Origin of the sequence: Amycolatopsis acidicola (assembly GCF_007713735.2) — a bacterium.
Lineage (GTDB): Bacteria > Actinomycetota > Actinomycetes > Mycobacteriales > Pseudonocardiaceae > Amycolatopsis_E > Amycolatopsis_E acidicola.
This window is the reverse complement of sequence record NZ_VMNW02000040.1, coordinates 21,318-34,538: the sequence shown is the minus strand read 5'-3', so window position 1 is coordinate 34,538 and position 13,221 is coordinate 21,318. Positions and strand designations below refer to the sequence as shown.

Annotated in this window: 14 protein-coding genes and 1 pseudogene; 11 read left to right on the top strand and 4 right to left on the bottom strand. The window is 70.0% G+C overall.

What is annotated here, in order from left to right:
• Positions 1 to 7 precede the first annotated feature (7 nt).
• The 9 genes from truB (at position 8) to FPZ12_RS24655 (ending at position 8,791) form a co-directional block, all read left to right on the top strand.
• A complete protein-coding gene (truB, locus tag FPZ12_RS24695; RefSeq protein WP_144751192.1) occupies positions 8 to 910 on the top strand; it encodes a tRNA pseudouridine(55) synthase TruB in 903 nt (300 codons plus the stop codon).
• A gap of 366 nt (positions 911 to 1,276) precedes the next feature.
• Positions 1,277 to 2,224, top strand: a complete 948-nt coding sequence (locus tag FPZ12_RS24690; protein ID WP_144751190.1) for a bifunctional riboflavin kinase/FAD synthetase — start codon at positions 1,277 to 1,279, stop codon at positions 2,222 to 2,224.
• Between the two features lie 122 nt (positions 2,225 to 2,346).
• Positions 2,347 to 2,826: a helix-turn-helix domain-containing protein gene (locus FPZ12_RS24685; protein ID WP_144751188.1), complete on the top strand. Its 480-nt coding sequence runs from the start codon at positions 2,347 to 2,349 to the stop codon at positions 2,824 to 2,826.
• A gap of 2 nt (positions 2,827 to 2,828) precedes the next feature.
• Entirely contained in the window at positions 2,829 to 3,350 is a 522-nt protein-coding gene (thpR, locus tag FPZ12_RS24680; RefSeq protein WP_144751186.1) for an RNA 2',3'-cyclic phosphodiesterase, read from the top strand.
• A 109-nt stretch (positions 3,351 to 3,459) separates the two neighbouring features.
• Complete coding sequence (rpsO, locus tag FPZ12_RS24675) at positions 3,460 to 3,729, top strand: 30S ribosomal protein S15 (protein ID WP_144751184.1); 270 nt, start codon at positions 3,460 to 3,462, stop codon at positions 3,727 to 3,729.
• Between the two features lie 196 nt (positions 3,730 to 3,925).
• Complete coding sequence (locus FPZ12_RS24670; protein WP_144751182.1) at positions 3,926 to 6,166, top strand: polyribonucleotide nucleotidyltransferase; 2,241 nt, start codon at positions 3,926 to 3,928, stop codon at positions 6,164 to 6,166.
• A 71-nt stretch (positions 6,167 to 6,237) separates the two neighbouring features.
• Positions 6,238 to 7,587: a M16 family metallopeptidase gene (locus FPZ12_RS24665; protein ID WP_144751180.1), complete on the top strand. Its 1,350-nt coding sequence runs from the start codon at positions 6,238 to 6,240 to the stop codon at positions 7,585 to 7,587.
• Complete coding sequence (gene dapB / locus FPZ12_RS24660; RefSeq protein WP_144751178.1) at positions 7,584 to 8,342, top strand: 4-hydroxy-tetrahydrodipicolinate reductase; 759 nt, start codon at positions 7,584 to 7,586, stop codon at positions 8,340 to 8,342. Before FPZ12_RS24665 ends, dapB begins: the two co-directional genes overlap by 4 nt.
• Positions 8,339 to 8,791, top strand: coding sequence for a tetratricopeptide repeat protein (locus FPZ12_RS24655; protein WP_144751176.1), 453 nt, complete (start codon positions 8,339 to 8,341; stop codon positions 8,789 to 8,791). The genes dapB and FPZ12_RS24655 overlap by 4 nt, the downstream gene beginning before the upstream one ends.
• 9 nt (positions 8,792 to 8,800) lie before the next feature.
• Here the strand turns inward: FPZ12_RS24655 and FPZ12_RS24650 are convergent, their stop codons facing one another.
• The 3 genes from FPZ12_RS24650 to FPZ12_RS24640 are packed head-to-tail and all read right to left on the bottom strand — an operon-like array spanning position 8,801 to position 10,625.
• The gene (locus FPZ12_RS24650) at positions 8,801 to 9,634 is read right to left on the bottom strand and encodes an alpha/beta fold hydrolase (RefSeq protein WP_144751164.1); all 834 of its coding nucleotides are present in this window, start codon (positions 9,632 to 9,634) and stop codon (positions 8,801 to 8,803) included.
• Positions 9,631 to 10,050, bottom strand: coding sequence for a helix-turn-helix domain-containing protein (locus FPZ12_RS24645; protein WP_144751162.1), 420 nt, complete (start codon positions 10,048 to 10,050; stop codon positions 9,631 to 9,633). The genes FPZ12_RS24650 and FPZ12_RS24645 overlap by 4 nt, the downstream gene beginning before the upstream one ends.
• A gap of 53 nt (positions 10,051 to 10,103) precedes the next feature.
• The gene (locus FPZ12_RS24640; protein ID WP_144751160.1) at positions 10,104 to 10,625 is read right to left on the bottom strand and encodes a hypothetical protein; all 522 of its coding nucleotides are present in this window, start codon (positions 10,623 to 10,625) and stop codon (positions 10,104 to 10,106) included.
• Between the two features lie 244 nt (positions 10,626 to 10,869).
• Between FPZ12_RS24640 and FPZ12_RS24635 the strand changes: the two genes are divergently transcribed.
• Both FPZ12_RS24635 and FPZ12_RS46605 read left to right on the top strand, forming a co-directional pair.
• Positions 10,870 to 11,382, top strand: coding sequence for a GtrA family protein (locus FPZ12_RS24635; RefSeq protein ID WP_243770008.1), 513 nt, complete (start codon positions 10,870 to 10,872; stop codon positions 11,380 to 11,382).
• 122 nt (positions 11,383 to 11,504) lie between these two features.
• A pseudogene (locus FPZ12_RS46605) lies at positions 11,505 to 12,365 on the top strand (glycosyltransferase family 87 protein); the annotation flags it as partial.
• A 282-nt stretch (positions 12,366 to 12,647) separates the two neighbouring features.
• Here FPZ12_RS46605 and FPZ12_RS24625 read toward each other — a convergent pair.
• On the bottom strand, positions 12,648 to 13,208 hold the full coding sequence (locus tag FPZ12_RS24625) for a GNAT family N-acetyltransferase (RefSeq protein ID WP_144758793.1): 561 nt from the start codon (positions 13,206 to 13,208) through the stop codon (positions 12,648 to 12,650).
• Positions 13,209 to 13,221 lie beyond the last annotated feature (13 nt).

Below are 13,221 nucleotides of genomic sequence, written 5' to 3'. Positions count from 1 at the left end.
TTCGTCCGTGCCAGCAGCAAAACCCGCACCCCCGCCCGGCCTGCTCGTGATCGACAAAGCACCGGGGATGACCTCGCACGACGTGGTGGCCAAGGTCCGCCGGATCATGGGCACCCGCAAGGTCGGGCACGCCGGCACGCTCGATCCGATGGCCACCGGGGTGCTGGTGCTGGGCATCGAGCGCGCGACGAAGCTGCTCGGCCATCTCGCGCTGGACCGCAAGACGTACCTGGCCACCTTCTCCCTCGGCGCCGCCACGAACACCGACGACGCTGAGGGAGAACGGCTGTCCACAGCGGACCCCGGAGCCGTCGCCGCGGTCACCGGCGAGCGGATCGCGGCCGGAATCGCCGCGCTCACCGGGGAAATCGACCAGGTGCCCAGCGCGGTCAGCGCGGTCAAGGTCGCCGGCAAGCGCGCGTACGCCCGCGTCCGCGCGGGAGAAGACGTCGAGCTGCCGCCGCGCAAGGTCACCGTGTACCGGTTCGACCTGCTCGACACCCGGCACGAAACCGGCCGCGTGGAACTGGACGCGGTGGTGGAATGCTCGTCCGGCACCTATGTTCGCGCGCTGGCCCGTGACCTCGGGAAGGCGCTCGGCATCGGCGGCCACCTCGCGCGGTTGCGCCGCACGACGGTCGGCCCGTTCAGCATCGCGACGGCACGCACTCTGGAGCAGCTGGAGGAAAAGCCCGAGCTCTCGCACGACCTCGCGACGGCCGTCGCGACAGCCTTCCCGCGCTACGACGTGGACGCCTCCACCGCCCGCGCCGTCCAATATGGACAGCAGGTGCGCGCGTCCGGGATCGAAGGCACCTACGGGGTGTTCGGCCCGGACGGCAAAGCAGTCGCCCTCGCGGTCGACGCCGGGGGAGTGGCCCGCTCGGTCGTCGTCCTCGATCCCGCCTGAAGACTGCTTGGAAGTGGCCTGCGTGACGGTGCGGGTAGGGGCCCCTCCCGTCACCCGCCACCACCCTCAACAGACGCGCTCCGCGCGGCCCCGCCGATTCAAGGCGGCCCCTGACTCCGGGATCGCCTCATCATGAATTCCCACCCGCCAGCCCGACCACCACCCCTTACGGACGCGCTCCGCGCGACAGCACCTTCACCACTTCGGCGCTGTCCTCGCCAGGAACCGCCTCAGAACCCCCGGCGGTGCGAGCTGATGGCCCACCGCAAGCGGCTCCGCCACTTCTAAAACGCAACCTAAAGGCCGATCGTTTCGCCCACCACCACCCTCAACGGACGCGCTGCGCGCGGCAGTTACGCTTCGTGTGTGCAGAGGTGGCGCGGCTTGGAAGATCTCCCCGGCGGCTGGGGACGGTGTGTGGTCACGATCGGCGTGTTCGACGGGGTGCACCGCGGGCATCAGGCGCTGATCGGCAAGACGGTCGAGATCGCCAAGGCCCGTGAGCTGCCCAGCGTGGTGCTCACGTTCGACCCGCACCCCTCGGAGGTGGTCCGCCCCGGCAGCCACCCGGCGCAGCTGACCACGTTGCGCCGCAAGGCGGAGCTGGTCGAGCAGCTCGGCGTGGACGTGTTCGCGGTACTGCCGTTCACCCCCGAGCTGATGCGCCTGTCCGCCGACGAGTTCGTGCACGAGATCCTCGTCGACCGGCTGCACGCGGCCGCCGTCGTAGTCGGTGAGAACTTCACCTTCGGCGAGCACGCGCTCGGCACCGTGTCGATGCTGCGGGAGCTGGGCCGCCGGTTCGGTTTCGTCGCCTACGGCGCCGAGCTGCAGAGCAGCAGCGAGCCGGGCGCGGACAACGGCGAGATCACCTTCTCCTCCACGTACGTGCGTTCCTGCATCGACGCGGGCGACGTGCAGGCGGCGGCCGAGGCGCTGGGGCGCCCGCACCGGCTGGAGGGCATCGTCGTGCGCGGCGACGGGCGGGGCCACGATCTCGGCTACCCGACGGCGAACCTGTCCACCCCGCGCTTCGCGGCGGTGCCCGCCGACGGCGTGTACGCGTGCTGGTTCGTCCGCGGCGACCAGCGGCTGCCCTCGGCGGTTTCGGTCGGCACCAACCCGACCTTCTCCGGCCGGGAGCGCACCGTCGAGGCGTTCGTGCTCGACGTGGACGAGGACTTCTACGGCCAGCACGTCGCGCTGGACTTCGTGAGCAGGCTGCGCGGCCAGATCAAGTTCACCACCCCGGAGGATCTGGTCGCCAAGATCGACGACGACGTCGCCAGGACGCGGAGCGCGCTCGGGGCGTGAGTGCGTTTGCGAATCGGTTCGTGAATCGCCCCCGCCCGCCGCGCCCGGCCTGGCAAGATGCAAGGGCACCGGTGGTAGCCGGTCCTGACCGGGGAGTCAGCAGCAAAGGGGAGCGGGCAACGGTGGAGGACCACAAGATCGTCCAGCGCAACATCTCGTTGCAGCGCGAGTGGTACGGCGAACCACTCGGGGACCGGGTGCGCAGGCTGGTGGTCGCCTTCGACGTTTCGCAGGCCTACCTGGCCGAAGTGCTGGGCATCAGCGCGCCCATGCTGAGCCAGGTGATGAGCGGGCGCCGGGCGAAGATCGGCAACCCGGTGGTGCTCGCCCGGATGATCATGCTCGAGCGTAAATGCCTGATCCCCGAGGTCGCGGCGGGCCGCAAGGAGGCGATGCTCGCGGCGCTGGAGGACGTGAAGGACGCGCGGCCCACGGTGGGCAGGGACAACATCCCGGTGGCCGCGGTCGCCGACGACCGGCACGTGCTGGCCACCCTGCGGGACATCGCCGAGGAAGAGGATCTCGGCGAAGCGGCCAAGCGTCTCGACGACGACTTCCCGGCGCTCGCGGACCTGCTGCGCCGGGCCGGGAACCGGAGCTGACCGTGTTGTTGTTCTCCGCGATCGTCCCGCCGGCGCAGCTCGCGGAATCGCTGGAGCTGCGGCTCGGCGCGCTGCGCCCGCAGGCGCCGGACGCGCGGTGGACGCCGCCGGATCGCTGGCACATCACGCTCGGGTTCTACGGCGAGGCCGAGGAGACCGAGACGCGGGTAGACTGGTTACGGAAGGCGCTGGCGGGGCAGCCGGCGCCGGTTTTGCGTCTGGAGGGCGCGGGCACGTTCAGCCGCGTCCTGTATTTGGGGGTCTACAGCGAGAGCCTCATCGCGCTGGCCACCGCGGCCGGGGCGGGGGCGGAGCGCCCGTACCTGCCGCACCTCGCGGTGGCGCGCACGACCGGCGACGTGCCTGCCGAGCTGGCGCAAGGGCTGTCGCGGTACGTGAGCGAACCGTGGACGGCCATCGAGGTGGTGCTGATGCGGAGCGACCCCACCCCGACCGGGCGCCGGTACTCGGTAGTCGAGCGGTTCCCGCTCGAGGTCCGCCCGGCTGGTCAGGCGTCCGGCTGATACCCTGACGAACTGGGTCCGGCTGCAGTCCGTGGCGGCCGTGACCGGCTCACCCGGCATGCAAGCTTGCCCGGGCCGCACGGTACAGACAACAAGGAGAACAACCGCAGTGGCGCTGTCCACCGAAGAGAAGAAGTCGATCCTCACCGAGTACGGCCTGCACGACTCGGACACGGGATCCCCCGAGGCCCAGGTGGCCCTGCTGACCAAGCGGATCATCGGCCTCACCGAGCACCTCAAGGCGCACAAGCACGACCACCACTCGCGTCGTGGCCTGCTGCTGCTGGTCGGCCGCCGCCGCCGGCTGCTCAACTACGTGGCGAAGGTCGACATCGAACGCTACCGATCGCTGATCCAGCGGCTCGGCCTGCGCCGATGACCCGAACCGAGGGGGAGTGACCACCCGGTCGCTCCCCCTCGGTCCATATCAGGCAAGAAAGAGGAAGGCGGGCACGCGCGAGGACTTCTTCGCCGGTCCTCGGTAGTGGCTTCCGGGATCACCCCGGGGGCTTCGATCGAAGACCGGCCTCGTTCCCCGTGTCACGCCACAGGAAACAACGAGGAGAACCACACACATGACCGAAGCAGGCAACACGGTGCACGAGGCCGAGGCCGTCATCGACAACGGCAAGTTCGGCACCCGCACCATCCGCTTCGAGACCGGGAGGCTGGCCCGCCAGGCCGCCGGGGCCGTCGTGGCCTACCTGGACGAAGAGACCATGCTGCTGTCGGCGACGACGGCGTCGAAGCACCCGAAGGACCACTTCGACTTCTTCCCGCTCACGGTGGACGTCGAGGAGCGGATGTACGCCGCGGGCCGGATCCCGGGCGCGTTCTTCCGCCGCGAGGGCCGTCCCTCCACCGACGCGATCCTGACCTGCCGGCTGATCGACCGGCCGCTGCGCCCGTCGTTCGCCGACGGCCTGCGCAACGAGATCCAGGTCGTCATCACGGTGCAGAGCCTGCACCCGGACGACCCGTACGACGTGCTGGCGATCAACGCCGCGTCCGCGTCCACCCAGATCGGCGGGCTGCCGTTCTCGGGCCCGGTCGCCGGGGTGCGCGTCGCGCTGATCGAGGGCCAGTGGGTCGCCTTCCCGACCTGGTCGCAGCTGGAGAAGGCCACCTTCAACATGGTGGTCGCCGGCCGCGTCGTCGGTGACGACGTCGCGATCATGATGGTCGAGGCCGAGGGCACCGAGCACACGCTCGACCTGATCGCCGCGGGCGGCACCGCCCCGGACGAGCTCGTCGTGGCACAGGGCCTCGACGCCGCGAAGCCGTTCATCCGCGTGCTGTGCGAGGCGCAGCAGCGGCTCGCCGACTCGGCCGCCAAGCCCACCGGCGAGTTCCCGCTGTTCCCGGCCTACGAGCAGGACGTCTACGAGGCCGTCGCGGCGATCGCCTCCGACGAGCTGGCCAAGGCGCTGCAGATCCCGGGCAAGCAGGACCGCGACAACGCGACCGACGCCGTCAAGGCCACCGTCCTGGAGAAGATCGGCCTCGGCGATGGCGAGGCCTTCGAGGGCCGTGACAAGGAGATCGGCGGCGCGTTCAAGGCGCTGACGAAGAAGATCATGCGCAAGCGCGTCCTCACGGAGAAGATCCGGATGGACGGCCGCGGCCTCACCGACATCCGCAGCCTCTCCGCGGAGGTCGGGCTGATCCCGCGAGCGCACGGTTCGGCGCTGTTCGAGCGCGGCGAGACCCAGATCCTGGGTGTCACCACGCTGAACATGCTGCGCATGGAGCAGCAGATCGACTCGCTCTCCCCGGAGACGACGAAGCGCTACCTGCACCACTACAACTTCCCGCCGTTCTCCACCGGTGAGACCGGCCGCGTCGGCTCCCCGAAGCGGCGCGAGATCGGCCACGGCATGCTCGCCGAGCGCGCGCTGGTGCCGGTGCTGCCCAAGCGGGACGAGTTCCCGTACGCGATCCGCCAGGTGTCGGAAGCGCTGGGCTCCAACGGTTCCACGTCGATGGGCTCGGTCTGCGCGTCCACGATGGGCCTGTACAACGCCGGTGTCCCGCTGAAGGCCCCGGTCGCGGGCATCGCGATGGGCCTCGTCTCCGACGAGGTCGACGGCGAGACCCGCTACGTGGCGCTGACCGACATCCTCGGCGCCGAGGACGCGCTCGGTGACATGGACTTCAAGGTTGCCGGCACCAAGGACATCATCACCGCGCTCCAGCTCGACACCAAGCTCGACGGCATCCCGTCGGAGGTGCTCGGTGCCGCGCTGAAGCAGGCCAAGGACGCCCGGCTGACCATCCTCGAGGTGATCGCCGAGGCCATCGACGGCCCGGACGAGATGAGCCCGTACGCCCCGCGCGTCACGAGCGTGAAGATCCCGGTCGACAAGATCGGCGAGGTCATCGGGCCGAAGGGCAAGATGATCAACTCGATCACCGAGGAGACCGGCGCCGACATCTCCATCGAGGACGACGGCACGATCTACGTGGGCGCGGCCGACGGCCCGTCGGCGGAGGCCGCGATCGGCAAGATCAACGCCATCGCCAACCCGCAGCTGCCGAAGGTGGGCGAGCGGTTCCTCGGCACCGTGGTGAAGACGGCCGCGTTCGGCGCGTTCGTCTCGCTGCTGCCGGGCAAGGACGGCCTCATCCACATCTCGAAGCTGGGCAACGGCAAGCGGATCGGCAAGGTCGAGGACGTGGTCAACGTGGGCGACAAGCTTCGCGTCGAGATCGCCGACATCGACAACCGCGGCAAGATCAGCCTGGTCCTGGTGAAGGAAGAGGAGGGCGACAAGCCCGCCGACGCCACCCCGGAGACGGCCGACGCCGCCCAGTAACACCTATCGCTGAATGGCCCGTCCGGCATCCGCTCGGGCGGGCCATTCTTGCTTTCGTAGTGAGGAACGAGTTGGCGCGACAGATACCCGGGTACGAGCAGGCAGCCGGGACAACGCGGACACTGGACGCCTCGGTCAAGCGCACGGTGCTGCCCGGTGGCCTGCGCGTGGTCACCGAGCACGTGCCGGGCGTGCGCTCGGCCACCGTCGGGCTGTGGGTCGGCATCGGCTCCCGCGACGAGACGGCGAGCGTGGCCGGTGCCGCGCACTACCTGGAACACCTGCTGTTCAAGGGAACGCGGCGGCGCGGGGCCACCCAGATCGCCGAGGAGATCGACGCGGTCGGCGGCGAGTTCAACGCCTTCACCGCCAAGGAGCACACCTGCTACTACGCGCAGGTGCTCGACGAGGATCTCCCGCTGGCGATGGACCTGGTCACCGACGTGGTGTTCGACGCGCTCTGCGCACCGTCCGATGTGGACACCGAACGCAGCGTGGTGCTCGAGGAGATCGCGATGCGCGACGACGACCCCGAGGACCTGCTGCACGAGACGTTCGTGAGCACGGTACTGGCCGGGCACCCGCTCGCGAAGCCGGTGCTGGGCAGCGAAGCCTCGATCAACGGGATGTCCGCCGGCGCGCTGCGCGGGTTCTACAAGCGCCGCTACAAGGCGCCGCGGATGGTGCTCGCGGTCGCGGGCAACATCGAGCACGGTCAGGTGCTTCGCCTGGCGCGCAAGGCTTTGCGTGACCATCTGTCCGGTTCGGACACTCCGGTGCCGCCGCGGCGCGGCCGGGCGAGGATCACCACCCAGCCCAAGCTGGCGCTGCACACGGACGACACCGAGCAGGCGCACGTGATGCTCGGGATGCGCGCGCTGTCCCGGCACGACGAGCGCCGCTACGCGCTCAGCGTGCTCAACGCGGCGCTCGGTGGCGGCATGAGTTCCCGGCTGTTCCAGGAGATCCGCGAACAGCGTGGCCTCGCGTACCAGGTGTACTCGTCCACCGCCGCGTACTCCGACACCGGCCATTTCTCCGTGTACGCGGGTTGCCAGCCGGAGCGCCTCGGCGAGGTGGCCAACGTGCTGCGCGATGTCCTCGGCCAGGTCGGCAAGGAGGGCTTCACCGACGCCGAGGTGGCCCGCGCGAAGGGCCAGCTGCGCGGCGGCCTGGTGCTGGGCCTGGAGGACACGGCCTCCCGGATGTCGCGCATCGGCAAGCAGGAGCTCAACTTCGGCGAGTACACGAGCGTCGACGAGACCGTCGCGAAGATCGACGCGGTGACCGCCGAAGACGTGTATGAGCTTGCTCGCACCCTGTTCCGCACGCCCGGTGGCGTGTCCGCGGCTTCCGTCGTCGGGCCGTACGCTCACGTCGACGACCTGCCGGACGATCTGCACGAGGTGATCGCTCAATGACTTCTCCCGACAACATCCGCGTAGGGGTGCTCGGCGCCCGGGGCCGCATGGGCGCGCAGGCCGTGCAGGCGGTCGAGGGTGCCGAGGGCATGGAGGTCGTCGCGAAGCTCGACGCCGGTGACGCGCTGTCGGGCCTCGTCGACGCGAAGGCCGGGGTCGTCATCGACTTCACCCACCCCGACGCGGTGATGGACAACCTGCGGTTCGTGGTGGAGAACGGCATCAGCGCCGTCGTGGGCACCACCGGGTTCACCGAGGAGCGGCTGGCGCGGGTGCGCGAGTGGCTCTCGGGCAAGCCGGAGACGGGCGTGCTGATCGCGCCGAACTTCGCGCTCGGTGCCGTGCTCGCGATGCGGTTCGCCGCGCAGGCGGCCCGCTTCTACGAGTCGGCAGAGATCATCGAGCTGCACCACAACCGCAAGGCCGACGCCCCATCGGGCACCGCGGCGCACACCGCGCGCATGGTCGCCGAGGCCCGCCGGTCCGCGGGCCTGCGGCCGGGCGCCGACGCCACGACGTCCGAAGTGGACGGTGCACGCGGTGCTTCGGTGGACGACGTGCGGGTGCACTCGGTGCGGCTGCCGGGTCTGGTGGCGCACGAGGAGATCCTGTTCGGCGGCCAGGGCGAGACCCTGACCATCCGGCACGACTCGATCGACCGCGTTTCGTTCATGCCGGGCGTGCTGCTGGGCGTGCGCGAGGTGCGCAGGCGGCCGGGCCTCACCGTGGGCCTGGAGAACGTGCTCGACCTGTGAAAGCGCGCAACGTAGCCCTGTTGATGACCGCCGCGCTGGTGGTCTATCTCGTCCTGCTCGCCGACCGCGCCGTGCTGCTGCTGCGGTCCGGCACCGCCGCCGGGGTGGCCCTCGGTGTCGCGGTGCTGGTGCTCCCGCTGCTGGGGCTGTGGATGATCATCGCCACCTGGCGTTCGGGCACGCAGATCCAGCGCCTCTCGCGGCGGCTCGACGAGGAGGGCGACCTGCCCGACGTGGCGGATCTGCCCCGCCGCCCGTCGGGCCGCGTGGACCGTGACGCCGCCGACGCGTGGTTCGAGGAGCGCCGCAAGGAGCTGGAGGCGAACCCGGACGACTGGCGCCACTGGTACCGGCTGGCGTACGCCTACGACATCGCGGGCGACCGGCGCCGGGCCCGTGCGACGATGCGCAAGGCGATCGAGCTGGAAGCCGCTCAGCCCAAGGGCTGAGCGGCCGGCTCACCCGCGCAGGAAGTCCCGCAGCGTTTCCGTCTGCCCGGGGATCCAGTGCGCGACCTCGGGCAGCACGGTCACCGCTACCCCCGGGATCGCCTGGCGCGCCCGGGTTTCCGTGTCCTTGGAGTCGAACATCGCGTCCCGGCCGCCGACGATGACCCGCACCGGCATGGTCAGTTTCGCCAGCTCGGCGTCGGAGAACACGGGCAGCTTTTCCCGCCGGGGCAGGAAATGCGTGAAGATCAGCGCCACGTACTCCGCGCTTTCCGGGGCTTCTCGCGGGTCCACTCCGGCCACCAGCTTCAGCGTGCGCAAGGTGCCCCAGCGGCCGAAAGGCTTCAGCAGCAAGGAAGGCAGCACCCAGCCGTACGTCTGCTTGCCGAGCCCGCCCGGGCACAGCAACGCCAGCCGCGTGACCCGATCCGGCCGGCGGATCGCGTAGTCGAGCGCGTGCCAGCCGCCGAGAGACGCGCCCACGAGCGCCGCCTTGCCGAGCCCCAGCCCGTCGAGCACCTCGTCCAGCCAGCGAGCGATCCCGTCCGAGCCCAGCGGCAGCCGGGTGGGAGCGCTGAGCCCCGGCTCGCCGATGAGGTCGACGGCGTGCACGCGGAAGTCCTCGGACCACGCCCTCACGTCGGCCTGCCACATCGCGGCGTTGCTGCCGGAACCGTGCAGCAGCACCAAAGGCGGCGCGTGCTCGGGCCCGGACACGAGTACGAAGGTCTCGCCCTCGCCGGTCGGCACACGTTTGCGTTCCGCGGGAACGGGCCAGCCGTCGAGGATTTCCTCGTAGCGGCGCAGGACCTCGCGCCTGCCCTCTTCCGTTTTGTAGATCACGAGCCCAGCACCCCCTCGACGTGCTGCAGCAGCTGCGCCGTGTCGCTCAACCCGCCGAGGAGGATCACCTTGAGCCGGGCCCGCTCCTCGTCGTAGGCGGTCTGCACCTTCAGCGGCTGCGCGCCCGGCACGGCGCTGGCGGCCATGAGCAGCGTGGTGATCCTGTCGGCGGTCTCCCGGCTCACCGCGTCGGCCTCCACGATGCTGGTGACCTCGGAATGCCTGGCGCGCCGCACGGGCTCCTCTTCGGCGACCGGCGTGCCGAGCAGCTCCTCCAGGTCCTCCCGGGCGATCCGGTACTGCTTGCCGATCCGGACCGCCTTGAGCCGTCCGTCGCGGACGTACCCGCGCACGGTGCGGACGTGCAGGCCGAGCTGCTCGGCCACCTCTTCCGCCGAATAGAGCTTTTTGGGCATGAAGTGACCATACCTTCCGTATAGCTCGGAAGGATAGGTCATTTCAGGGAAGGTTACGTATGGAACCAGCCAGCGAACATCGCCGGGCACGCGGCGAGCAGGCTGTAGCGTACGAACCGGCCCGCCAGCCCGGCGCCGACGAACGTGGACATCCGCATGTCCACCAGCCCGGCCAGCACCGTGGTCGCCATGAACGGGGGCAGCCCGACCACCGAGCTCACGCCGTACGTGCCGGTCATCCAGTGGGGATGGCGGTGGCAGCGCTCGCGCAGCGCCTCCACCTTGCCGCGCAGCCATTTCGTGCGCTGGTGCCAGCGGTCGCGCCGGCGGCTGGGCGGGCGCCGGCGGTGCAAACGGTCGTGCAGGAACGGCGGCAGCCGGATCGAACCGCGCGCGGCCAGGTAGTAGAGGAACTTGCCGGCCATCTGCCCGATCGCGACGGCGGCGCCCACCAGGAACCAGCCCGCCGCCGGTTCGCTGGCCATCAGCCCCAGTACATACACCTCGACACTGATCACCGGGACGAGCGCGGAGGAGAAGGCGACGCCGAGAGTCAGGCAGAACCAGCCCAGCATCGTGTCTCCTCGGGTCTCGGCGACGAAGTGACGGTCACCACTTGGGACGGGCGGGGGCGCGGGGTGGTTCACCGTACTAGTTGATTTCTTCGCGGTCACGGGTGCCCGGGCCGCGGTAATTTTCCTTACAGAATGCCTTTTTGGCGGTGATTGCCCGGTAAAGCGGTCGCAGCGCGTGACGGTCGCCGCCTGCCGACCACCGGCTCGTCACTTTCCGTCCACCTGGCACTGGAAACCTGGCGCGGTGCGGGATACGTCGGGGAGCGCGCCGGAACGATTCACGGAACTGTGCGCGGCGGTGGTGCGCCGGCTCCCGTTCGGGCTGTCGGCGATCGTCGCGCCCAGCATGCTCGGGTTCGCCGTGATCAACAGCTTCACCTTCGCCGTGGACCTGGCCCTGCTCACGCTCGGGCACGGGGTGCTCGGGCTGCCGCTGCCGGTCAGCATCACGATCGCCTACGTCTGCGCCTTCGCGCTGAGCTTCGTGCTGAATCGCAGCATGAACTTCCGCTCGCACGCGCCCGTCGGCGGGCAGGCGGTGCGCTACGCGATCGCGATCGCCATCAACTACTTCGCCTTCATCCTGGGTCTCGGCACCGGCCTCGCCGCGCTGGGCCTGGAATACCACGTGTCCCGGATCGTCGCCGGAGCCGCCGAAGCGGTGTTCCTCTACTGCGTACTACGCTGGGTCGTCTTCACCGACACGCCCGGGAAGGGGACCCGGTCGCCGGCCCCGACACGCAGGCAACCAAGATAGGGGCCACCGCGTCATTTTCGTGGTACATCTCGTGGCCGGGATCTGGGAGAGGCGAGTTGAGAGCTGCCATCGCGACATTGAGGCATGGGAGTGCCACCGAGCGTCTCCGGCTGGCCGCCGAGGTGCTGCTGGGCCTGGTGCTGTTCGCCGCACTGGCCTACTACGCGCACGGCATCGTGAAATGGCCGACGGACGTCGACGTGTACCGCCTCGGCGCGGACACGTTCCTGAAGGGCCACTCGATCTATGAGCAGCTGCCCGTCTCGTCGGTCGGCGGCGCGCTGCCGTACACGTACCCCCCGTTCTCCGCGATAGTGTTCACGCCGCTGGCGATCGTCCCGCCGAGCATCGGCTACCCGCTGCTGACCGGGCTGACCTGCCTGTGCCTGTTCCCTATCATCTGGGCGTACCGCAAGGCTTCGCCGGAGCTGGCCCGGTACCTCGGCAAGCCGTGGATGGTCGTCGCGGCCGCCTGCGTGCTCGTGGTCGCGCACCCGGTGCAGAACACGATCTTCTGGGGCCAGATCAACGTCATCCTGATGATGCTGGTCGCGGTCGACTGCCTGTGGCCGAACCCGAAGTGGCCGCGCGGCGTGCTGATCGGCATCGCGGCCGCGGTGAAGCTGACCCCGGCCGGGTTCTGCCTGCTGTTCCTGCTGCGGAAGGACTTCCGCGCGGTCGTCACCAGCTTCCTGAGCTTCCTGGCGTGCACCGCGATCGCGTTCGTGCTGGCGCCGCACGACTCGTGGCTGTACTGGACCGACCGGGTCTTCAACGCCACGGGCATGAACATCGGCCCGATCCACGCGAACGAGTCGGTCACTGCCAGCTTCGAGAAGCTCGGCCTCAGCGGCCACACGCTGACCCTCGTCGGCGGCGTGGGCGTGCTGCTCGTCGTGGCGATGACCTGGCTGGGCACGAAGCGCGCGCTCGACGACGGCAACCTCGCGATGGCGCTGGGCGTGAACGCCACCGGCGTGCTGCTGGTTTCGCCGATTTCCTGGTCGCACCACTGGATACTGGCCCTGCCCACGGCGGCGCTGATCATGGTGATGGGCGTGCAGAAGAACAACCGGTGGCTGCTGTTCGCCGGCTGGGCGGGCGTCGTGATCCTCTGGCTCGCCCCGCACTACCAGGTGCCGCTGGAGTACCAGATCTGGAGTTTCCCGCAGAAGGTCGCGGGTTCGAGCTACCAGATCATCGCGGTGATCTTCCTGATCGTGATGACGGTGCGGTGGTTCCGCGGCCGCGGCAAGGGCAGGGTCTCACCCGCCGACGAGCTCGATTTCGAGCTGTCCGGTCAGCCGGACCTCGCGCAGCCGGCGCTGGCCGGTATCGAGCGTCCGAACGGTTCCGTCCGGACTCCAGCCCGCGCGCCGGAAGAAGCCAAGTGACGCCGAGTCCGACTCGGCGACCCAGCTGATCCCTCGTTCGGCGCCGTTCCGGCGCAGGCCGGCGGCGGCGCTGGCGAGCAGCCTGCCGCCGTGCCCGCGACGGCCCCAGCGCGGTTCCACCAGGATCGTCGCGATCAGGCCGGTGCGGGCGGCGTCCTCGGGCAGCTCGCCGGAGGCGTAGGCCACCTCCTCGTCGGGCGCGGGCCCGGCGACGCAGAACCCGACGGTGAACTCGCCTTCGGTGGCCACGTGCACGGTGGTCGCGGGGTGCTCGATCGCGGCGGCCCATTGTTCCTCGGCGTTCGCGTCCAGCTCGGCCAGCGCCTGCTCGCCGAGCAGGTCGGCGAAGGCGGTGCGCCACGTGGTGCGCTGGATGCGGGCGATTTCCGGGGCGTCCGTGGCGACGGCGGCGCGGACCGAGGGCGTGCTCATGGCAGCAGAACCT